The 19,869-nt window shown below is 68.0% G+C and carries 17 protein-coding genes and 1 tRNA gene; 12 read left to right on the plus strand and 6 right to left on the minus strand.

Annotation, left to right across the window (positions count from 1 at the left end):
• Positions 1–2: 2 nt before the first annotated feature.
• The 6 genes from trpS to MLE64_RS01400 all read left to right on the plus strand — a co-directional run bounded on the left by trpS (position 3) and on the right by MLE64_RS01400 (position 6,320).
• Positions 3–992, plus strand: a complete 990-nt coding sequence (gene trpS, locus MLE64_RS01375) for a tryptophan--tRNA ligase (RefSeq protein WP_243315006.1) — start codon at positions 3–5, stop codon at positions 990–992.
• A gap of 63 nt (positions 993–1,055) precedes the next feature.
• Positions 1,056–1,132, plus strand: a tRNA-Lys gene (locus MLE64_RS01380).
• 164 nt (positions 1,133–1,296) lie between these two features.
• A complete protein-coding gene (locus tag MLE64_RS01385) occupies positions 1,297–2,193 on the plus strand; it encodes a proline dehydrogenase family protein (RefSeq protein WP_243315008.1) in 897 nt (298 codons plus the stop codon).
• Positions 2,194–2,272: 79 nt separating this feature from the next.
• A complete protein-coding gene (locus tag MLE64_RS01390) occupies positions 2,273–2,458 on the plus strand; it encodes a hypothetical protein (protein WP_243315010.1) in 186 nt (61 codons plus the stop codon).
• 101 nt (positions 2,459–2,559) lie between these two features.
• The gene (locus MLE64_RS01395; RefSeq protein WP_243315013.1) at positions 2,560–4,401 is read left to right on the plus strand and encodes a mechanosensitive ion channel domain-containing protein; all 1,842 of its coding nucleotides are present in this window, start codon (positions 2,560–2,562) and stop codon (positions 4,399–4,401) included.
• A gap of 287 nt (positions 4,402–4,688) precedes the next feature.
• Positions 4,689–6,320 carry an ABC-F family ATP-binding cassette domain-containing protein gene (locus tag MLE64_RS01400; protein ID WP_243315014.1) on the plus strand — a complete coding sequence of 544 codons (1,632 nt, stop codon included), beginning with the start codon at positions 4,689–4,691 and terminating at the stop codon, positions 6,318–6,320.
• A 121-nt stretch (positions 6,321–6,441) separates the two neighbouring features.
• Here the strand turns inward: MLE64_RS01400 and MLE64_RS01405 are convergent, their stop codons facing one another.
• A complete protein-coding gene (locus tag MLE64_RS01405; RefSeq protein WP_243315017.1) occupies positions 6,442–7,386 on the minus strand; it encodes an RluA family pseudouridine synthase in 945 nt (314 codons plus the stop codon).
• 291 nt (positions 7,387–7,677) lie between these two features.
• On the opposite strand from MLE64_RS01405, the gene MLE64_RS01410 reads away from it, so the two are divergent.
• Positions 7,678–8,352, plus strand: a complete 675-nt coding sequence (locus tag MLE64_RS01410; RefSeq protein WP_243315019.1) for a DUF6445 family protein — start codon at positions 7,678–7,680, stop codon at positions 8,350–8,352.
• A gap of 25 nt (positions 8,353–8,377) precedes the next feature.
• Here the strand turns inward: MLE64_RS01410 and MLE64_RS01415 are convergent, their stop codons facing one another.
• Together MLE64_RS01415 and ftcD are read right to left on the minus strand one after the other, a co-directional pair.
• Complete coding sequence (locus MLE64_RS01415; RefSeq protein ID WP_243315021.1) at positions 8,378–9,163, minus strand: PhzF family phenazine biosynthesis protein; 786 nt, start codon at positions 9,161–9,163, stop codon at positions 8,378–8,380.
• Between the two features lie 48 nt (positions 9,164–9,211).
• Positions 9,212–11,059 (minus strand): glutamate formimidoyltransferase, encoded by a 1,848-nt coding sequence (ftcD, locus tag MLE64_RS01420; protein ID WP_243315023.1) that lies wholly within the window; start codon positions 11,057–11,059, stop codon positions 9,212–9,214.
• Between the two features lie 123 nt (positions 11,060–11,182).
• Here ftcD and MLE64_RS01425 point away from each other — a divergent pair, with 123 nt between their 5' ends.
• On the plus strand, positions 11,183–11,779 hold the full coding sequence (locus tag MLE64_RS01425; protein ID WP_243315025.1) for a YajG family lipoprotein: 597 nt from the start codon (positions 11,183–11,185) through the stop codon (positions 11,777–11,779).
• A gap of 6 nt (positions 11,780–11,785) precedes the next feature.
• Here MLE64_RS01425 and MLE64_RS01430 read toward each other — a convergent pair whose 3' ends face one another.
• The gene (locus tag MLE64_RS01430; RefSeq protein WP_243315026.1) at positions 11,786–12,697 is read right to left on the minus strand and encodes a 5'-nucleotidase; all 912 of its coding nucleotides are present in this window, start codon (positions 12,695–12,697) and stop codon (positions 11,786–11,788) included.
• Positions 12,698–12,719: 22 nt separating this feature from the next.
• Between MLE64_RS01430 and MLE64_RS01435 the strand changes: the two genes are divergently transcribed.
• Together MLE64_RS01435 and MLE64_RS01440 are read left to right on the plus strand one after the other, a co-directional pair.
• Positions 12,720–13,754: a cysteine desulfurase family protein gene (locus MLE64_RS01435; RefSeq protein WP_243315029.1), complete on the plus strand. Its 1,035-nt coding sequence runs from the start codon at positions 12,720–12,722 to the stop codon at positions 13,752–13,754.
• 28 nt (positions 13,755–13,782) lie between these two features.
• Positions 13,783–15,465 (plus strand): aspartate:alanine exchanger family transporter, encoded by a 1,683-nt coding sequence (locus MLE64_RS01440; RefSeq protein ID WP_243315031.1) that lies wholly within the window; start codon positions 13,783–13,785, stop codon positions 15,463–15,465.
• A 214-nt stretch (positions 15,466–15,679) separates the two neighbouring features.
• Here the strand turns inward: MLE64_RS01440 and MLE64_RS01445 are convergent, their stop codons facing one another.
• Positions 15,680–16,849 carry an alkaline phosphatase family protein gene (locus MLE64_RS01445; protein ID WP_243315032.1) on the minus strand — a complete coding sequence of 390 codons (1,170 nt, stop codon included), beginning with the start codon at positions 16,847–16,849 and terminating at the stop codon, positions 15,680–15,682.
• Positions 16,850–16,878: 29 nt separating this feature from the next.
• On the opposite strand from MLE64_RS01445, the gene MLE64_RS01450 reads away from it, so the two are divergent.
• Entirely contained in the window at positions 16,879–18,069 is a 1,191-nt protein-coding gene (locus MLE64_RS01450; RefSeq protein ID WP_243315034.1) for a class I SAM-dependent rRNA methyltransferase, read from the plus strand.
• An 18-nt stretch (positions 18,070–18,087) separates the two neighbouring features.
• Complete coding sequence (locus tag MLE64_RS01455) at positions 18,088–18,876, plus strand: hypothetical protein (protein WP_243315037.1); 789 nt, start codon at positions 18,088–18,090, stop codon at positions 18,874–18,876.
• Between the two features lie 15 nt (positions 18,877–18,891).
• Here MLE64_RS01455 and ttcA read toward each other — a convergent pair whose 3' ends face one another.
• A complete protein-coding gene (ttcA, locus tag MLE64_RS01460; protein WP_243315039.1) occupies positions 18,892–19,743 on the minus strand; it encodes a tRNA 2-thiocytidine(32) synthetase TtcA in 852 nt (283 codons plus the stop codon).
• Positions 19,744–19,869 lie beyond the last annotated feature (126 nt).

The following is a 19,869-nucleotide window of genomic DNA, read 5'->3' on the forward strand; positions in this document are numbered from 1 at the left end:
TCATGCAACGCATCCTTTCCGGCATCCAGCCCTCGGGCTCCCAGCACATCGGCCACCTGGTGGGAGCCCTGGACAACTTCACGCGGCTCCAGGGCCAGGGCGAGGCCTTCTACATGATCGCGGACTGGCATGCGCTGACGTCGAAGTACGAGGCCGTCGAGGAGATCTGGCCCGCCACGCTGGAGCTGACGGCCACCTACCTGGCGGCGGGCCTCGATCCGCAGAAGGCCACGATCTTCGTGCAGAGCCTGGTGAAGGAGCACGCCGAGTTGCACCTGCTGCTGTCCATGGTGACGCCCCTTTCCTGGTTGGAGCGGGTGCCCACCTACAAGGAGAAGCTGCAGAACGCCGTGGCGGACCTCGGCAGTTACGGCTTCCTGGGCTACCCCCTGCTGATGACCGCGGACATCATCCTCTACAAGGCCCGCAAGGTACCCGTGGGTGAGGACCAGCTCTTCCACATCGAGCTGGCCCGCGAGGTGCTCCGCCGCTTCAACTTTCTCTACAAGGAGGAGGTCTTCCCGGAGCCCGAGGCCGTGCTCACCCCGACGCCCAAGGTGCCCGGCCTCGATGGGCGGAAGATGTCCAAGAGCTACGGGAACTGCATCTACCTGCGGGACACCAACGCCACCATCCTCGAGAAGTGCACCCGCCAGATGGCTTCGGATCCCGCCCGCGTTCGCAAGACCGATCCGGGCAACCCGGACATCTGCCCCGTCTTCGAGTTCCACAAGCTCTTCAGTGATGACGCCACGGTGCAGATGGTGAACACCGAGTGCCGCCGCGCGGGCATCGGCTGCTTCGACTGCAAGAAGCGGGTGGCCGAGGCGATGATCCAGCGCATCGAGCCCCTGCGGGAGAAGATCGAGGCCTCCCTGGCCCGCCCGGCGGACCTGGAAGCCGTGCTGCAGGACGGCAGCGCCCGGGCCCGTGCCGTGGCCGCCGAGACCATGGTGGAAGTCCGCCAGGCCATGAAGATGCCCAGCCTCTAGGAATGGGGCGGGGAACGAGCGCTTGCGTTCCGTTTCCATCCTGGTAGACTTTCTTTTGCTCGTGGTCCCTTAGCTCAGTTGGTTAGAGCATCTGACTCTTAATCAGAGGGTCCCCGGTTCGAGTCCGGGAGGGACCACCAGACCAGAAGCCCGCGGATCCAAAGTCCGCGGGCTTTTTCGTGCTGTCTCCCCGGTCACATGTCGCGGCGCGGGGCGCCCTGCGGTGGACGGAGGCCGGTATATTTGTAGGGCTGTCCGGTCGTGTCGAAGGACCGGGAAACGCAGGAATGACGGGAGGAACACCGTGGATCTGAAACGCATCGTTCTGGACCTCATGCCGGGTGGCCTGGTTCGCACCTTCGCCGCGCCGTACTGCGCGGGCAAAGGCATCGCCAGTGGCATCGCCAAGGTCGACGAGATCCACACCAAGGCCGGACTCTACTCGACCCTGGACCTGCTGGGCGAGGAGGTCTTCAAGCGCGAGGACGTGGAAGCCACGGTCCAGGTGTACTTCCGGATGATCGAGGCGGTGAAGGACCGCCGCAACGCCAGCATCAGCCTCAAGCCCACGCAGCTCGGCATCAACGAGAGCGAGGCCTACTGCCAGGAGAACCTTCGCCGCATCGTGGCCGCCGCGGCCGTGCATGGCGTCCACATCACACTGGATATGGAGGACCGGCACTTCACGGACGTCACCCTGCGGATGTTCAAGGCCATCCGGAACGAGTTCGACAACTTCGGGATCGTGCTGCAGAGCCGCCTCTTCCGCACGGGTGAAGACATCAAGGCCCTCCACCTCAAGCCCTGCAAGGTGCGCATCTGCATCGGCATCTACCGGGAGCCCGCCGAGGTGGCGCTCCAGGACAAGCGCGACATGAAGGAGAAGCTCTTCGAGTACGTGCAGCTGCTGCTGGACCACGGCCACTATCCCGAGATCGCCACCCATGACGAGCCCCTGATCCGGCGCTGCATCGACCATCTGGACAAGAAGGGCGTGGCGAAGGACGCCTACGAGTTCCAGATGCTGATGGGCGTCCCCCGCTCGGAGATCCAGCAGGAGATCGTGAAGCGCGGGCAGATTATGCGTCTGTACGTGCCCTTCGCCGAGGACTGGAAGTTCGCCATCGCCTACATGAAGCGCCGGCTGGGTGCCAACCCCGCCATGGCCGCCATGGTGCTGAAGAACCTGTTCGGCCACTGATCCCAATTCATTTGGACAAAGCCCCGGGTGCGGCTATGGTGCTCCGATGGGGCTGTGTCCCACGACCACGGAGAATTCCATGAAGAAGATGCTGGCGCTGGTCCTGATGAGCTCCTTCGCCCTGGCGGGCTTCGCCGCCGAGGAGAAGAAGCCCGAGCCCAAGAAGGGCTGCGGGATGGCCTGCTGCGAAAAGAACAAGGCTGCCTCTTGCAAGGATTGCACTGGGTGCTGCAAGAAGAAGGAAGCCGCTCCCAAGAAGGGCTGATGGTCCCTTTTCCGGCGCCTCACAGCCCCGGAACGTGAAAACCCCGGAGATCGCCTCCGGGGTTTTTGCGTTCCGGCCCGGTTCGTGATTGTCTGGATGGGATGAAGATCCGCACCCTGCTCCCTGGCGCCATCCTGTTGGCTTTGACGGCCGGTACCGTGGCCGGCTGGATGTGGACCCGGGACGTGCCGCAACCCCAGGGCCAGGAGGCGCCGGTCCAGCCGCAGAAGCGGGGCCGTCGAGGCGCGCCCGTGCAACAGCGCCTGGTGGACCAGTCGCCGCTGCTCACCGCCCGGAGCCTGGTGCCCCTGGCCTCGACCTTCGAGGAAAAGCAGTTGGCCGTCCAGGCCGAGCGCCTGGGCAACCACTCGGTGGACCTCGCCTTCTCATATGCGCTCCGGACGGCGGCCACCGCTTCCGTGCCGAACACCCCGGAGATCAAGGAACTATCGGAAGCCAAGGCCAGGGCCCAGACGGCTGTGGAGGCCGGGGAGCAGCAACTGGCCCGCCTGGGCCGGATGCTCGCCGCAGCCCCGGAGTCCAAGAAGGATGCGCTGGAAGACCAGATCGACCTCACCAAGGCCCAGCTGGAGCTGGACAAGGATGAGCTCGAGACGGCCTCGAACGACCTGGCACAGGCCGGCGGGGATCCCCAGGCCAAGATTCGGCGGCTAAAGGAGGCCCACGAGGCCGCCGACCGGGAGTCCTCCCAGATCATGGCGGCGGCCAAGCCTCCCAGCGCCTTCCAGTCCGGCAGCCTGGTCGGACGGGTGCTGGAATGGCGCACCCAGCGGGACAAGTGCGCCCGGCTGGAGAAGGCCCGTGCGGAGGCCCAGGTCAAGGAGCAGGCCATGGCCAAGCGCCGGGCCGAAGTTGAGGCCCAGGCGAAGAAGGAGCAGGAGGACCGCGAGGCGGCCCGCAGTGCGGCCTCGACCCTCATGAAGGGCGCCTCGAGCCACGGACTGGGCCGGGAGGAAGCCAAGGCCGCCGTGTCCTCCCTGAAGCAGTTCGGGGACGTGCAGCGCAGGTTGGCCACCATGGCCAAGCGGATCCAGGATCAGCAAGGCCTGGCGGATACCTACGGAACGTGGCTGGGGCTGGCCGATGGCTACCGCAATGTCGCCCTGCACAAGCTGCTGTCCCAGGGCCTGGCCATCCTCGGTGTGGTGGTCGCCGCCTACCTGCTCGGCCTGCTCATCGACTGGCTGCATCGGCGTCCCGCGGCTGCGGAACGAGCCTCCGTGGGCGCCTCGAAGTCCGTGCTGAAGGTGATCATCCGAGTGGTGGCCGTGCTCACCATCGGGTTCATGGTCGTGGGCATGCCGGCCCAGGCCACCACGGTCTTCGGCCTCGCCGGCGCCGGCCTCACCGTGGCCCTCAAGGACTTCATCGTGGCCTTCTTCGGCTGGTTCATCCTCATGGGGAAGAACGGGATCCGTGTGGGCGACTGGGTGGAGATCCGCGGCGTGGGCGGCGAGGTGGTCGAGATCGGCATGCTCCGCACGGTGATCCTGGAGACCGGCAGCTGGAGCGACGCGGGCCATCCCACGGGCCGCCGGGTGGCCTTCGTGAACAACTTCGCCATCGAGGGGCACTTCTTCAATTTCTCCACCTCGGGCAAGTGGATGTGGGACGAGCTCAACATCGTCGTTCCGGCGGGACAGGATCCCTACCTGGTCATCGATGGCGTGCAGAAGCTGGTGGAGCAGCAGACTTCAGCCAACGCCAAGATCGCCGAGGCGGAATGGCAGCAGACCGCCTCCAAATACCGCGTGAAGGCCTTCTCGGCCGTGCCCGGCGTCCAGGTGGTGCCCGGCCCCAACGGCATGGAAGTCCGGGCCCGCTACCTCACCCGCGCCTTCGAGCGCCACGAGACGCGGCTCCGGCTGAACCAGGCCGTGGTCGAGCTGATGCACGGCCCGCGGGCGGGCGCTTCGGCCTGAAACCGCGAAAAGCGCGAAAGGCCGTGAAAAGGGCTCGGGCGCCCAGAGCCCCAACCGTGAGGCAAACGACAGCAGTGGAAAAGTTGCCCTTTCTCTTTTCGCGCGCCTGAAGGGCGATTCGCGCGATTTCGCGGTTGACCTTCCTCACGGAAGTCCCTGGTGGCCCCTGTGGTACCCTGAAGGCACCGTAGGCTTGAGGATCCTGCTTTCCGCGACCTCGATCCCCTGTCTCTGGATCTTCCGCCGCCCAGGCCTGCCGGGCGACCCATTCTGCGCATCGGATTCCCATGATCTCGTTCTCCAGCGTCAGCAAGCAGTACGGCAAGCAGGTCCTGTTCATCGAGGCGGATTTCCAGCTGAACCCCGGCGAGAAGGTGGGCCTGGTGGGGCCGAACGGGGCGGGCAAGTCCACGCTCTTCCGCATGATCATGGGCGAGGAGGCGCCGGACGACGGCACGGTGACGCTCCCCAAGAAGCTCACCCTGGGCTACTTCCGCCAGGAGGTGGACGAAATGGCGGGCCGCCCCGTGCTGGACGAGGCCATCGCTGGCAGCGGGCGGTTGGGCGACCTGCACCACGAGCTCATGGATCTCGAACACGCCATGTCCGATCCGGAAAAGGCGGATGAGCTGGAGGCCATTCTGGAGCGCTTCGGCCATGTCCAGGAGGAGTACCAGCACCTGGGCGGCTACGAGCTGGAAGCCCGGGCCCGGGCCTGCCTGCACGGCCTGGGCTTCGAGGACGCGCAGATCGACGGCGACGTGGGCGCGCTCTCCGGCGGTTGGAAGATGCGTGTGTCCATGGCCAAGGTACTGCTGGGGAACTTCGATGTCCTGCTCATGGACGAGCCCACCAACCACCTGGACATCGAATCCATCCTCTGGCTGGAGGATTTCCTCAAGTCCGTGCCGGCCACGCTCCTGATGACCAGCCACGACCGCGACTTCATGAACCGGGTGGTCACCAAGGTGCTGGAGATCGACGGCGGCGACATCGTCACCTACTCGGGCAACTACGATTTCTACGCGAAGGAGCGGGAAGCCCGCGAGGCCAATCAGGAGGCCGCCTACGCCCGACAGCAGGCCAAGCTGGCCAAGGAGCAGCGCTTCATCGAGCGGTTCAGCGCCCATGCCGCCAAGGCGGCCCAGGTGCAGAGCCGCATCAAGGCCCTAGACAAGATCGAGCGCGTGGAGCCGCCCAAGCGGCGCCGCATCGTGAAGTGGGACTTCCGCATTCCCGGCCGCTCTGGCGACGACGTGGCCATGCTGGAGGGCGTCTGCAAGGCCTACGGCCCGAAGAAGCTCTACAACCAGTTCGCCCTCCACATCCGCCGCGGCGAGCGCTGGTGCGTCATGGGCCGGAACGGTGCCGGCAAGTCCACCTTGCTGAAGATGGTGGCGGGGGCCCTCCAGCCGGATGCGGGCGCCGTGAAGCTGGGGGCCAGTCTCAGCCTGGGCTACTTCTCCCAGCAGGCCCTGGACCTGCTGGATCCCGAGCTCACCGTGCTCGAGCAGATGCAGAAGGACTTCCCCATGGAGGGCCTGGGCGTGTTGCGCAACCTGCTGGGCGCCTTCCAGTTCTCCGGCGACGACGTGGACAAGAAGGTCCGCGCGCTCTCCGGCGGCGAGAAGTCCCGCCTGGTCATGGCCCGCATGCTCTTCAACCCGCCCAACTTCCTGGTGCTGGACGAGCCCACCAACCACCTGGACCTGGCCACCAAGGAGATGCTCGTCGAGGCCCTGAAGGACTTCGAGGGCACCATGCTCTTCGTGTCCCACGACCGCACCTTCCTGCGCGGGCTCGCCAACCGCGTGCTGGAGCTGGCGGGCGAGGAGCACGAGGGCCCCATGCTCTTCCCGGGCACCTACGCCGAGTACGTGGAGCGCACCGGCCGCGAGGCGCCGGGCGTGCACAACTGAGGCTTCCTGATCCTTCACGCCGAGCCTGTGAGGGATAAGGAATTCTGAAAGCGGAGGAGAGCTGAAATGCGGAGGAGAACGGAGGGACTGCGGTTCACTTCCCTTCTTTTTTCCGCTTTCCTCAGCTCCTCCGTTCTCCTCCGCTTCCAGATTTCTTTTCGCTGAAATCAAGCACCCGCAGCTCTGGCGGCGGCTGGCACTCGAGGGTGAGCCGGGCGCCGGTGCGGGGGTGGCTCAGCTCCAGCCGGTGGGCATGGAGCAGGTAGCCCGGGTCACCAGGCAGGGCCTCGGTGCCCGGGAGCGGGCCTCCGCCGGGGCCGTAGAGCGGGTCTCCCACCAAAGGATGGCCGACGGAGGCCAGGTGGATGCGGATCTGGTGGGGGCGGCCCGTGAGGATCTCCACGTCCAGCAGGGAGGCGTCCGCCCGCCGCTCCAGGACGGTGACCCGGCTCAGAGAGGGTCGCCCGTCCGGGGTGGCGGCGTGGAGGGTGCCCAGGGGGCCGTAGGGCACTTCCCCTATGGGCGTGGCGATCTCGAAGGCTTCTTGGGCGGGACGGCCCTGGCAGAGGGCCCGGTAGACCTTGCGGGTCTGTCCATCCTGGAAGACTGCCTGGAGCGGGCCACGGGCCGCCGCGGTGCGAGCGAACAGCACCAGCCCCGAGGTGCCCCGGCCCAGCCGGTGCATGGGGCTGGCCTCCGGGGCCCGGCGGCGCACCAGGGCCAGGAGGGTGTGCTCCAGGAATTCGCCTCCCCCGGGCAGGGTGGGCAGGCCGCTGGGTTTGGCCACGGCGAGCAGGTCTTCATCCTCGTAGAGCACCGCCGTGGCGAGGGGAACCTCGGGCTCCACCCAGGGGGGGCGGGCCCAGGTGATCCATTGGCCGGCCCGGAGGATCGCATCGGGAAGGGCCGGGGCCCCATCGAGGCGCACCTGGCCTTCCAGGATCCGAGTCCGCCACAGGTCCGGGCCCGCCAGAGGGTGCCGGGCGGCCAGGTGGGCCAGCAAGGTCTGTCCGGCTGCCGCGGCACCCAATTGCTCCCGGTGGATGTAGCCCTGGTTGAGCCCCATGCGGTGGTCCGCCCCTCCGGACTCGCCGGATTTCCATGATGCCTTGGTATCGCTAAGCCCGGAAAAGGTGTTGGGATAGGGATTAAATATTGCAAATAGCAACACGTTTTTTTCTGACACCTTTACTCAAGTTGCGCCACTCTATAGCCGTAGGATAGGAAGCGCCGCACGCAGGGGTTGGCCGCACGGGTTCCTAGAAACTCTCCCCGGGGGGGGGGAGTGGGGGGGTGAAAGCCCCCCTTTTTTCGTGGCCAGGGTAGGCTGTGGGTTTTCCGCACTGGAGCGAGATTCATGACCATGCCCCCGCCGGCCCCGCCGCGGCTTCCCTACCGCAAGCCCAGCGAAGGGCGGGACTACTGGATCGTGGACGGCATCCTACCGGATCCCATGGCCCTGGTGGCGCGCTTCCGGGCCCTGGAAGCCTGGGAGATGGGCTTCCCGTACACCCAGGAAACCTGGCCGGGCATGCGCTCGCGGGACGCCCTGGCTCCGGAGGAACTGGCCCGGGTCGAAGCCAAGGTCCGCGAGCTGACCGGCGCCCGGCGCCTGTGGTCGGAGACCGCGCCGGACGGAGCCTTCCTCAACCACAACGTGGTGCAGGTGGTGGGCGCCCGGGAATCGGGGCCGCGGCCCCATACGGACTCCCGGCGGCTCTGCCGCTACGCCGCCGTGATCTACCTGACACCGAAGGCGCCGGCGGCCGCAGGCACGACCTTCTTCCGCCTGCGCTATCCCAACGGCGCCCTGGGTGGGAACCTCTGCCCGCCGCCGCATGCCAACCTGCGAGAGGCCCTGGGCGTGACCGGCCTGCCGCTGCAGGCCTGGCATCCGGATGTCTCCGTGCCGAACGCCTTCAACCGCCTGCTGCTCTACCGGGCCGACCTGGTGCACTCCGCCAGCGGCTACTTCGGCCATGACCTCGCCACCAAGCGGATGACGGCGCTGTTCTTCTGGATGGCGGAGTAGCGGAGGCGGACCCTCGCTCCCGGGCTTAGGCCTCCGCTTCGCCCTCCAGGTAGAAGACGCAGGCGCCTTCCAGTTCCACGCGGTCGCCGACCAGGCGGCAAAGGAGCTCCCCACCGCGCCGCGAGGCCTGGTGGGCCCGGAGCTCCGTCTTGCGGAGCCGGGCCGCCCAGTAGGGTGTCAGCGCGCAATGCGCGCCTCCGGTCACCGGGTCCTCCGGAATGCCCTTGGCAGGGGCGAAGTAGCGACTCACGAAGTCGTGGGAATCGTCCCCCGGGGCGGTCACGATCACGCCGCTGCGATCCATCCGGGCGATGGCCGCGAGATCGGGGGCCAGCCTGCGCACGGCCTGGGCGCTTTCCAGCAGCGCCAGGTAGTTGAAGGCATCCGCGAGGACCTCCACAGGAACGATTCCCAGCGCCTCGGCCAACCCCGGCGGCGGCGGAACTGGCCTGGTCGGCCGGACCGGAAGGTTCATGCGGTAGCCGGAGGCCGTCCGGTCCACCCCGAGGGGGCCGCTGGCCGTCTGGAAGACCACCCGCCTGCGGCCCGGCTCCAGCCGCTCCATGACCACCGCCGCGCTGGCCAGGGTGGCGTGTCCGCACAGCGGCACTTCCGTGGTGGGCGTGAACCAGCGCAATCGGTAGTCGCCGCCATCCGGAACCAGGAAGGCCGTCTCGGCCAGGTTGTTCTCGGCCGCCAGGGCCTGCATCAACCCATCCGACGGGAAGGCCTCCATCGGCATCACCGCGGCGGGGTTCCCCTCGAACCGGCGGGTGGCGAAGGCGTCGACCTGGTATATCCGCATGCGCATGGGGAAGGCCTCCGGGCTCGGGCTTGCCCTTGGGCAGCCCGAACAGACCTACTTCCTGGCCTTCATCAACCGGTCGACCAGCTTCTGGTCCACGTAGGCGGTGACTTCGGCCAGCTTCTCCGTGGACCGTGCGAGCAGATCCGCGCACTGGGCCTGCATGTCGGACACATAGCCCGCGTCGGTGATGTCCTTGAGGTTGATGACCACGTTCCAGATGCCGCCGCGCACGCCGGCGTGGGCCATCTGCGCGCCCACGGCCGCGTCCGTGATGGAGGCCACCTTGCCCAGGCGGGCGGCCTCGCCGGCCAGTTCCAGGGCCTCGAGGCTGGTCTTCGCGGTGTCCAGGGGCACGTCGATGGCCACCTTCAGTCCGGCCTGCATGGCCTCATGCCGTGCGGCCTTCTGCTCGGGCGTGGCGTCGGGCAGGCGGCGGGCGTCCATGAAGGCGTTGAAGGCGTTGGTGTCGGCATCCACGGCCACCATGAGGCGGTCCTTCAGCACCTGGGCCTTCTCGCCCAGGGCGATGAGCTTGGCGTCCTTCCCGGCGTCCGGGCCACCCTGAGCCAGGTTGGCCACCATGCTGGCCAGGGCCGCGCCCAGGCTGCCCGCCAAGGCGGCGATAGAGCCGCCGCCGGGGGCCGGGGTGTCGCGGCTGACCTCGTCCGTGAAGGCGTGGACGGGCATGGAGACGAGGGCCTTCGCATCGTAGGTGGGCAGACCCAGCACCTTCTTCTCGATCTCGAAGGGCGCCACGTCGCCGAGGCCCATGGAGAACACGGCGGTCTGGAGGATGTCCTGCACGGGCACGCCCGTGGACTTGCCCATGGCCTTCAGGTAGTGGCGGCCCGAGGCCAGCAGGCACTGGAAGGGCACCAGGCCCACGATCTCGCTGCCGGTGACCACGAGCCCGCGCTCGGCGGCGAGGCTGCGCGCCTCCTCCAGCACGGTGTGGGGCGCGGTCTCCTTGTAGTTCGTGAGGTTGATGCTGATCTGGGCGCGGCGGTAGGTGTCCACGTACCAGCCGATGGCCTTGCAGTGGTCGTAGAGGCCCCGGCGGCGGACCTTCTGGCCCACGGGGTTCGCCGGGTCCACGTCATTGAGCCGCATGAGGGCCGGCAGGTCGTAGCCGTGGTCGGAGGCGCAGTGGTCCACCGTCTCCTGCCAGGTGGCGCCGGTGAAGTCGCAGTTGCCGCAGGGGAAGCTTCCTTCGGTGTAGTAGATCAGCTCGCCGGCCTGGTAGTACGGTCTCACGCGGCCGCGGCGGGCCACGCGGCCCTTCTCGCGCAGCTCGAAGGCGATGTCCGTGGCGTGGGCCTTGTCGTTGGAGTTCAAGGTGACGTTGTAGGCCACCAGGAACTCCCGGGCGCCGATGATGCAGGCCCCGGCCCCCGCGTTGTAGGGGGCAGCGAAATCGGGCCGCCAGGCGGGGTCCTGGAGCTTCTTCTCCAGGCCTTCGTACTCGCCCCGGCGCACCTCGGCCAGGTTTCGGCGCTCGGGCCGGGACGCGGCGGATTCGTAGAGGTAGACGGGGATGGCCAGCTCGGCGGCCACGCGCTTCCCGAGCCGCCGCGCCAGCTCCACGCAGTCCTCCATGGTCACGCCCTCCACGGGCACGAAGGGGGTCACGTCCGTGGCGCCCATGCGGGGATGGGCCCCGTGGTGCTGGCGCATGTCGATGATCTTGGCGGCCTCGGCGATGCACGCGAAGGCTCCCGCCAGCACGGCCTCAGGCTCGCCCACGAAGGTGATGACCGTGCGGTTGGTGTCCGCCCCGGGGTCCACGTCGAGGATCCGCACGCCCGGCACGGCCGCGATGGCGTCCGTCACCTGCTTGATCTTCGCGGCATCCCGACCTTCCGAGATGTTCGGCACGCACTCCACCAGCTTGCGGGACATGGATCCTCCGGATGCTCCGAGTCTAGCAGTGGCGCGGGTTTGAATCGCGTCGAAGCCGGCGTATTTGACGACAAGGTGTAAAATGAAGTCAGTTTTATACCAGGAGGAGCCATGGACGCATGCATGTTCCTCAGAAGCACTGGCGCGGGGATCTGCCTGGCGATGGGCCTGGGCTGCGCCTTCACCACGGAGACCATCCACATCGCCTACCCGGGACCCGTCTCGGTCGAGAAGGTGAAGGGCGCCGAGTCCATCAAGGTCAAGGTGGAGGTCAAGGATCTGCGGCCCAACCCGACGCGGGAGGTGGCCAAGAAGATCAACGCCTTCGGCGCCGAGACCGCCCCCATCTTCAACGACGAGGACGTGCTCCCGCTGCTGAAGCGCGCGGTCGAGATGGAGCTGCGGGCCCGGGGATACGATCTTGAAGGCGGGAAGGTGCCCCTTCAGATTGAATTGCTGACCTTCATCCACCGCTACAACTCAGGGTTCTTCTCCGGCGACAGCTTGGCCGAGGTGAGCTTCCTGGTGCGCATCCGGGACGCTCAGGGGCGGGAGGTGTACACCGACACGGTCATGGACTCCTTCAAGCACGCTGCCGGTGTGTTCGGGGGAGGCAACGTGAAGCAGGCCTACGAGCAGGCCCTGCCGGGCGCTGTCCGGAAGCTCATGGGCAAGGCGGAGTTCCACGCGGCCCTGGCCAAGGCGGCGGAAGGTGTCTGAGGCGTCTCAGCCTTTTCCGGTCTCGTTCTTCACGCCGCTCACCACATGCCCTGTGGGCCCCACCTTGGCGGCGGTGTCGCAGTAGCCCGTCTGGTCGTCGAAGAAGAAGTCGGGCTCGAACTCCCGCAGGAAGTCCGCCTTCTCCAGGCCGCCGAGAAACATGGCCTCGTCCACCTGGATGTTCCAGGCCATGAGGGTGCGGATGGCGCGCTCGTGGGCGGGGGCGCTGCGGGCGGTGACGAGGGCGGTGCGAACGCGCATGGGCGCGTCCGGAGCCGCCTCCTGGAGGGGCTGCAGGGCTTCCAGGAGGGGCTTGAATGGACCCGGGGGCAGGGGGGTGGCCGCGTGCTTGATCTCATGGGCCTGGAAGGCTGCCAGGCCACTCTCGGCGTAGACGCGCTCCGCCTCGTCGCTGAAGAGCACGGCGTCGCCGTCGAAGGCGATGCGGATCTCGTCTGGGTGTCTGTCTGCGGCCATGGCGCTGTCCGGGTAGACCCGCGCCGCCGCGAAGCCGGCGTTGAGGGCCGCCCGCACATCCTCCTCCTTAGCTGAGAGGAACAATGTCGCGCACAGGGGCTTTAAGTAGCGATAGGGAGGCCTGCCGCGAGTGAACACGCCCTGCTCCAGCCTGAGGTCAGCTTCTTGGGCACTTCGGAATACGCGAAGGCCGCTGACAGGGTCGTTCCGTGACAACGCCACGATGGCCACTTGCTGATCTTTTGTGGTGTTGAAGGCCAACAGCTTCTTTACCAATGGGAAGGCCACGCCTGGTTTGGCCGGCATGTCCAGCCGCGACAACTGGAAGTCCATGTACGCGCGATCATTTGAAGATTCGAAGAATCGGTTCTCCTCCTCGAAATCAAAGAGGGCCCGGGAGGAGATGGCGACGACGAACTTGCCTTCCAGGGATTTGGGCATGGGCCCAGGGTACATTGATGTCATGCCCAGGCTCTACTTCGACGCCAACGCCACGACACCGCCCCATCCCGACGCGGTGGAGGCGGTGCGGCGGGCCATGGTGGAGGACTGGGCCAACCCCACCAGCACGCACCGGGAGGGCCAGCGGGCGCGGTTCCGGCTCGAGGAGGTCCGTCGGGAGCTCGCGGCAACCCTGAAGGTGGCGCCAGGGGAGCTGGTGTTCTGTGCCAGCGCCACGGAGGCCCTGCACCTGCTCATCCGGGGGCTCCACGGCGCCCTGGGCGACCGTCCGGCAGCGGTCTTTCCCGGCGAGCACAGCGCCTGCCTGAACCCCCTGCAGGACTGGTCACGGGTGGCCTGGCTGCCGGAGGTGCCGGCGGATTGCGCCACGGTGGTGCAGATGGCCGCCAGCAACGAGACGGGGGTCCTCTACGGGATGCCTTCGGTGCTGGATGCCGTCCGCATCAAGGATTGCTGCCAGGCCTGGGGCAAGGTGCCCGTGGACCTGTCGGATTGCGATGCCGCCGTGTTCAGCGGTCACAAGATGGGTGGGCCCCGGGGCGCGGCCCTGCTGTGGATGCGCCCGGGCCTGCCCTGGGAGGCCGTGATGGAAGGGCCCCAGGAGCGCCGCCGGCGCGGCGGCACCGAGGACCTGCCGGCCATTCTGGGCCTGGCGGCCGCCGCCCGGCACTTGACGGAGCGTCAAGCCATGAATGCCGCCCTCGCGCCGATCCGGGATGCTTTCGAGGCCGAAACCACCTCCTGGAACCGGGACATCGAAGTCATCGGCCAGGGCTCCCCACGCCTGCCCAATACCAGCTGCCTCCTGTTCCGGGGCCGCAACGGCGAGGCCCTGCACGCCTCCCTGGACTTGGCCGGTTTCGCCGTCAGCACGGGCAGCGCCTGCCACAGCGGGGCCGTGAAGCCCAGCCACGCAATCATGACCTTGGGGTATAGTTCGGACGACGCGCGCTCGGTGCTTCGGTTCTCGATGCTCCCGGATGCGCGGCCCGACGAGGTGGAGGCCCTGGCGGCGGCCATCCGGCGGTTGACATGATCCCCAGGTGATCCTGAGCGGGGCGGGCATGATCGAGCAGACCCTCTTCTTCTTCGCGCACAACCCGCTCCTGATGCTGTTCGCGGTGGTGGCGCTGGGCTACCCCATCAGCAAGCTCCGGATCGCCGGCGCCTCCTTCGGCATCGCCAGCATCCTCTTCGCGGGCATCGCGCTGGGCGCGCTCGTGATGGCGCCGGGCCTGGATCCGGGCCTCAAGAAGGACATCTCCCGGGAGATGAAGCTGGTCTACGAGCTGGGGCTGGCCGTCTTCGTCTACGCCATGGGACTCTCCATCTCCCACAGTTTCTGGGCCGCCTTCAGCCGCGAGGGCATGAAGAAGAACGCCGTGGTCGTCCTGGTGATGGTGGCCTCCATGGCCTTCGTGGTGCTGCTGGCCCGCCTGATGGGCTTCAACGCCCGCTACGCGGCGGGCCTGCTCACGGGCAGCTTCACGAACATGCCGGCCCTGGCGGGCGTCATCGAGCGTGTGAAGTCCATGGGCGCGGGGCCCCTGGAGCTGGCCCAGCCCACGGTGGCCTCGGCCATCGCGTACCCCATCGGCGTGCTGGTGCCCATGCTGGTCATCCTCGTGAGCCCGAGGCTCTTCGGGGTGAACCTGCGGGAGGAGGCGGACGGCCTCAAGGACTACCAGACGGGCCACCACAAGCTGGAGGTCTGGACCCTGAGGGTGACGCGGCCCGAGGCGGAGTCCCTGACGAAGCGGGAGATCCGTGCCGCCGGCCGCTTCCAGGTGGTTTTCGGGCGAGTGCTGCGCAACGCGGAGCTGCTCCTGCCGGGGCCGGACTTCCGGCTGAAGCTGGACGACCTCGTGACCGTGGTGGGTTCACCGGACGATCTCGTCCAGGTGGCGTTGCTCATCGGCGAGCGCAGCCATGTGGAACTGGACCGGGACCAGAGCGCGCTGGATGCCACCCGCGTCTTCGTCTCCAACTGGGAGGTGGTGGGCGTGCCCCTCGGCAAGCTGGATCTGGTGAACAAGCGCCAGGCCATCATCACCCGCGTGCGGCGCGGGGATCTCTGGTTCGTGCCGGCCGGCGACACGGTGCTGGAGCTGGGCGACCGGGTGCGCGTCACCACGCGCCGGGACAACATCGAGGCCATCGAAACTTTCTTCGGAGACAGCTATCGCGCCCTCAGCGAGGTGAGCTTCCTCACCTTCGCCATGGGCCTGGCGGCGGGCCTGGCCCTGGGCCAGCTTCCCATCCCCCTGGGCCACGGCATCGTCTTCAAGCTGGGCTTCGCGGGCGGGCCCCTGGCCGTGGCGCTGGTCCTCGGCCGCTTCCACCGCATCGGGCCCCTGGTCTGGAACTTCCCCTACAGCGCCAACCACACCATCCGCCAGTTCGGGCTGGTGCTGTTCGCGGCGGGCATCGGCGTGATCTCCGGCGAGGGCTTCCGGGCCATCGTGGCCGGCAACGCCGGCGTGCTGCCTCTCTTCCTGGGCGCCGCCTTCCTGGTCTGCCTGATGGCCGATTCGCTCACCATGCTGATCGGGCACAAGGGCTTCGGCATCCCCCTCAATGTGATGTTCGGCATCGTGGCGGGCACGCACACCCAGCCCGTGGTGCTGGGCTACGCGAACCACCAGACGGGCAACGAGATGCCCAACGTGGGCTTCGCCACGGTCTACCCGCTGGCCACCATCCTCAAGATCGTCCTGGCCCAGGTGCTGTTGGCGCTCATCCGCTGACTCAGCTGTCCTCGGCAAGAAAAGAAGAACGCAGAGGACGCAGAAACGCCCTTCGGGCGCGCAGAGGGAGTTCGACCTACCGCGAACAGGACCCTTGCCGCGGGGCCTGGGACCGAAGGCCCGGCTGTCCTGGCCTGGTCGCCAGCCGGAAAATTATTTCTCTGCGTTCTCTGCGGTGAATAAACAGTTGGCCGTTCTTGACGGCACCTTGGTATCAGCGGGTGATCAGCGCCGCCACGGGCTTGCCGTCCGGGGCTTGCGCCCACCTCACGCCCAGCCAGGCGGCCGCGGTGGGGGCCATGTCCCAGGCGGGCACGTCCGCCAGGGGGCCCTGGCCCGCGCCCAGCACCACCAGCCAGGAGCGCATGGGCGCGGACTCGGGGCCATAGGCGTGGGCACCGGCGCGGCCGTGGCGCTCGGATTCATCCTCGCGGCTGCTGCGAGCCTGAGAGAGCCAGGTGCCCAGGGGCGCCAGGACGACCACATCGCCCACCCGAGGGCTCCCACCCAGGTGGTAGCGCGCGGGCACCGCTTCGCGGGGCCAGGCCTTCAGGCCGGCTTTGCGGAGGCGGGCCAGGGCGCGGGCTCGGTCCCCGGGTCGCTTCAGGTAGACGTAGGCGCTGCCGCCGTGGGTGATGAGGTCCACGGGGATGCCGTCGAGGACGGTGGGCAGGTGCACGCGGCGCCTCATGGGGACCATGCCGTGGTCCGCCGTGAGGATCACCCGCAGGTCCGGATGGGCGGCCCGCATGCGCGCCAGCCAGGGGGCCAATTCGGCGTCCAGGGCCCGCAGCTTGGCGACGGCCTCGGGGCTGTGGGGACCCTTCAGGTGGCCCTCTTCGTCGCTGCCGGAAAGGTAGGCCATCACCAGCCGGGCGCCGTCCGCCAGGGCCGCTTCGCAGAAGGCCAGGCCCTCCGCGTCCGGCACGCCGAGCTTGAAGGGCTGCATGCGCCAGGGGGTCACGCCCTCCCAGGGGCCCGAGGCGCCCACCCAGTGGAAGACAGCGGTACGGATGCCGCTGCGCGTGGCCGCCACCCACAGCGGTTCCCGCAGGATGTCCTCCACCCGGTTGGCGGCGGGGACGCGCTGCCGGTCCTCCGGCCGCAGGTAGCCGTTGGCCACCACGCCGTGGTGCTCGGGCCAGCAGCCTGTGGCCAGGGTGACGTGCCCATTGAAGGTGGTGGCGGGGAAGGGCGGGAGCACCGCTCCGCGTCGGCCACCCTGTGCGAGAGCCCAGAGCTGCGGCATGGTGTCGGGGCGGAACTGGTCGGCGCCCAGGCCGTCTTCGCTGATGAGCAGAACGGGGCCCGCCTCGGGCTTCGGGGCATCGGCCCTCAGGGGCAGGAGGGCGAGGAGGAGGGCGAGCAGGGCGAAGCGGCGCATCCCTCAAGACTATCAAGTACCCTAGAGCCATGAACGCGCCCCGCTGGCCCTACCCGCTGCTCCGCCTCAAGCCCGGCAAGGAGGGGCTGATCTCCAAGCGCCATCCCTGGGTGTTCTCCGGCGCCCTGGCGCGGCCTTCGGAATCGACTCTGGTGCGCCTCGCCGATGACTCCGGGCAGGTGCTGGGCGTGGGCACGGCGAGCCCTGCGAATCCGCTGGCGGCGAGGATCTTCCGCTTCGAGGATGCCCCCCTGGACGAGGCCTTCTTCCGGTCGAGGTTCGAATCCGCCCTGCGGCTGCGCAGGGATCTGGGCCTATGGAGCCCTGAAGGCGGCTGCCGCTGGGTGTTCGGCGAGGGCGACGGCCTGCCGGGCCTAGTGGTGGATCGCTACGCCCAGGCGCTGGTGCTCCAGGTGGGTACGGCGGGGCTGGAGGGCCTGCGCGACACGTGGTGGCCCATCCTCTTCGAGCTCGGAAAGCGCGAGGGCATCACCGCCTTCGTGGAACGCAGCCAGTCCGGCCGGAAGGAGGAGGGGCTGGAGCCCGTGAATCGCCTGCTCAAAGGCAGCCTGGGCGGGCCCGTGACGGTGCATGAAGGCCCCGCGAAACTGAGCGTCGACCTGCTGCGGGGCCAGAAGACGGGCTTCTTCCTGGACCAGCGGGCGCACCGGCTACAGGTGGGCGCCCACGCCGAGGGCTGCCGCGTGCTCAACACCTTCGGCTACACCGGCGGCTTCAGCATCCATGCGGGCCTGGGCGGCGCCTCCCAGGTGGCCACCCTGGACATCAGCGCCCCGGCCCTGGACCAGGCGGAGCGGGACTGGGTGGCGAATGGCCTGGATCCGGCGGTCCATGTCCGCATGGAAGGCGACGCCTTTGAGCTCATGCGCCAGCTGGAGCCAGGCGGCTGGGACCGCGTCATCGTGGATCCGCCCGCCTTCGCCAAGCAGCGCAAGGACGTGGACAAGGCCTTCAAGGCCTACAAGGACGTCTTCCGCCTGGGCGCCCGCGCCACGGCCCCCGGGGGCTTCCTGTGGGTCTTTTCCTGCAGCCAGCACCTGGACCGCATGCGCTTCCAGGAGGCCGTGTGGACGGCCCTGCTGGAGACCGGCCGCGAGGCCCGCGTCCTGGCCCACCTGGGGCAGCCCGCGGACCACCCCTACGCCCTGAACCACCCGGAGGGGTTTTATCTCAAGGGGCTGTGGCTTAGGGTGGAGTGACACCCCCCCGAGGCCTCCATGGACCACGATCACTACGCACCCCCCCAGGCGTTCCTGGAGGATGTCCCTTCCCCATCCGCGGGTCCCCTCGTGCCCTTCGAAGACAAGGCCACCTACCCGGACCTGGGGACCCGGATCCTGGAGACCTTCCGCTGGATCCTCCGCGACCGGGAGCGGGCCGGCGAGGCGTTCCGGGGGACGGATGGCCTCGGATCGCCCCTCTGGTTCATGTGCCTCCTGGGATATCTGCCGGCCGTGATCCCGGGCCTTCTGGCCGTGTTCCTGCCCCGGACGCCGTTCTGGATGGCCTGGCTCAACCTGCCGACCGGCCGCCCGGCCCAGGGATTCCTGCTGGTGATGGCCGTCGTGTCCGTCCTGGTGTTCGCGCCCGTGGGCCTGCTGATCGGCGGCCTGGTCGGGGGCCTGCTCAACCACGCGGGGCTGTGGATGGCGCGGGGCACGATGCATGGCCACGGGCTGAGCTCGTCCCTCCGGTCCACCCTGTATACCGCCGGCGTGCTCGCTTGGATTCTCTTCCCCTTCAACCTCGGGAAATCGCTTCCGGGCCTCGCGGGGCAGGTCTTCCAGGCGCTGGCGGGACTGCTGCTGTTCCTTTTGCCCACGACCTACCAGGGGATCATGCTGGCGCGGACCCACCGGGTGGAGACCTGGCGCGGGGTGGCCGGCGCCTGGATCCCCGGCCTCATCTTCCTGTTCTGCCTCGGCTCCTGCCTCGGCCTGGCCTTCTGGTTCGCCGGGGACACCATCATGCAGGCCATCCGGCAGGCCCGGCCCGGCATGTTCTGATCCGGTTCCAGGCGTCTACCCCAGCCGCTCCACGGCCTCGTCCACACCTTTCGCGCTCAGCGCCCCCTGGCTCAGATCCAGCAGGTGGCTCAGTTTCACGTTGCCCATGGCGCCGAGCATGGAGGCTTTGAGACGCGGGATGTTGCCCTCCATGGACGCGATGAGCTCCTTCACCTGCTTGCGGCGGCTCTCCAGGCTGGAGCAGCCGCAGAGGGGGCAGCCGCATGGCACGATGGGGAAGCCCCGCAGCCATGCGTAGCGCTGCAGGTCCTTCTCCTCACAGGTTCCCAGGGGGCGGATGACCGTGTTGGCTCCGTCGTCGCTCTCCAGCCGCAGGGGCATGGTGCTGAGGCGGCCCTCGAAGAAGAGGTTGATGAGCAGGGTCTCCAGCAGGTCGTCCAGGTGGTGGCCCAGGGCGATCTTCGAGAAGCCGCGCTGCTTGGCGAAGGAGTAGAGCACGCCGCGCCGCAGCCGGGAGCAGATGATGCAGGGCAGCTCCTCGGGCTTGCTGCGCACCATCTTGTCGATGGGGGCCGGAATGATGTGGTGGGGCACGCCGAGACGCTCGCACACCTCGGCGATGGGGTCGGGGTTGAACTGTGGGAAGCCCGGATCCACCGTGACGGCCTCCACCTGGAAGGTGACGGGCGCCCGCTTCCGCAGCCGCTCCAGCACGTCGAGCAGGGCCCAGGAATCCTTGCCGCCGCTCACGGCCACCAGGATGCGGTCGCCGTCCTCGATGAGGCGGTAGGCGGCGTTGGTCTCGCCCAGGCGGCGGGCGATCTTCTTCTCGAGCCGAGGCAGGGTCTTCAGCTCAGCCTCGGTGGGCGGCAGGGCCAGGCTGGGGAGGGCGCAGGGGTTGCTCATGCGGGGTACATCCAAATGAAAACGATACCATTGCAACGAGGCACCTTTATTGATTTCAAAAATGACAATATTGCCTTATTCCTCCTATCAAACTATGGTTGGCACCGATCTATTTCGAGAGGTCAA

This window comes from Geothrix paludis (assembly GCF_022808815.1).
In the GTDB taxonomy this organism is placed as follows: Bacteria; Acidobacteriota; Holophagae; order Holophagales; family Holophagaceae; genus Geothrix; species Geothrix paludis.

Coding starts and splice junctions, on each gene's coding strand:
- MLE64_RS01415 (WP_243315021.1), bottom strand. CDS start 9,163: ATGCGCATGCGGATATACCAGGTCGACGCCTTCGCCACCCGCCGGTTC.
- MLE64_RS01410 (WP_243315019.1), top strand. CDS start 7,678: ATGACCATGCCCCCGCCGGCCCCGCCGCGGCTTCCCTACCGCAAGCCC.
- MLE64_RS01450 (WP_243315034.1), top strand. CDS start 16,879: ATGAACGCGCCCCGCTGGCCCTACCCGCTGCTCCGCCTCAAGCCCGGC.
- MLE64_RS01430 (WP_243315026.1), bottom strand. CDS start 12,697: ATGCCCAAATCCCTGGAAGGCAAGTTCGTCGTCGCCATCTCCTCCCGG.
- MLE64_RS01455 (WP_243315037.1), top strand. CDS start 18,088: ATGGACCACGATCACTACGCACCCCCCCAGGCGTTCCTGGAGGATGTC.
- ftcD (WP_243315023.1), bottom strand. CDS start 11,059: ATGTCCCGCAAGCTGGTGGAGTGCGTGCCGAACATCTCGGAAGGTCGG.
- MLE64_RS01395 (WP_243315013.1), top strand. CDS start 2,560: ATGAAGATCCGCACCCTGCTCCCTGGCGCCATCCTGTTGGCTTTGACG.
- MLE64_RS01405 (WP_243315017.1), bottom strand. CDS start 7,386: ATGGGGCTCAACCAGGGCTACATCCACCGGGAGCAATTGGGTGCCGCG.
- MLE64_RS01425 (WP_243315025.1), top strand. CDS start 11,183: ATGTTCCTCAGAAGCACTGGCGCGGGGATCTGCCTGGCGATGGGCCTG.
- ttcA (WP_243315039.1), bottom strand. CDS start 19,743: ATGAGCAACCCCTGCGCCCTCCCCAGCCTGGCCCTGCCGCCCACCGAG.
- MLE64_RS01435 (WP_243315029.1), top strand. CDS start 12,720: ATGCCCAGGCTCTACTTCGACGCCAACGCCACGACACCGCCCCATCCC.
- MLE64_RS01440 (WP_243315031.1), top strand. CDS start 13,783: ATGATCGAGCAGACCCTCTTCTTCTTCGCGCACAACCCGCTCCTGATG.
- MLE64_RS01400 (WP_243315014.1), top strand. CDS start 4,689: ATGATCTCGTTCTCCAGCGTCAGCAAGCAGTACGGCAAGCAGGTCCTG.
- MLE64_RS01390 (WP_243315010.1), top strand. CDS start 2,273: ATGAAGAAGATGCTGGCGCTGGTCCTGATGAGCTCCTTCGCCCTGGCG.
- trpS (WP_243315006.1), top strand. CDS start 3: ATGCAACGCATCCTTTCCGGCATCCAGCCCTCGGGCTCCCAGCACATC.
- MLE64_RS01445 (WP_243315032.1), bottom strand. CDS start 16,849: ATGCGCCGCTTCGCCCTGCTCGCCCTCCTCCTCGCCCTCCTGCCCCTG.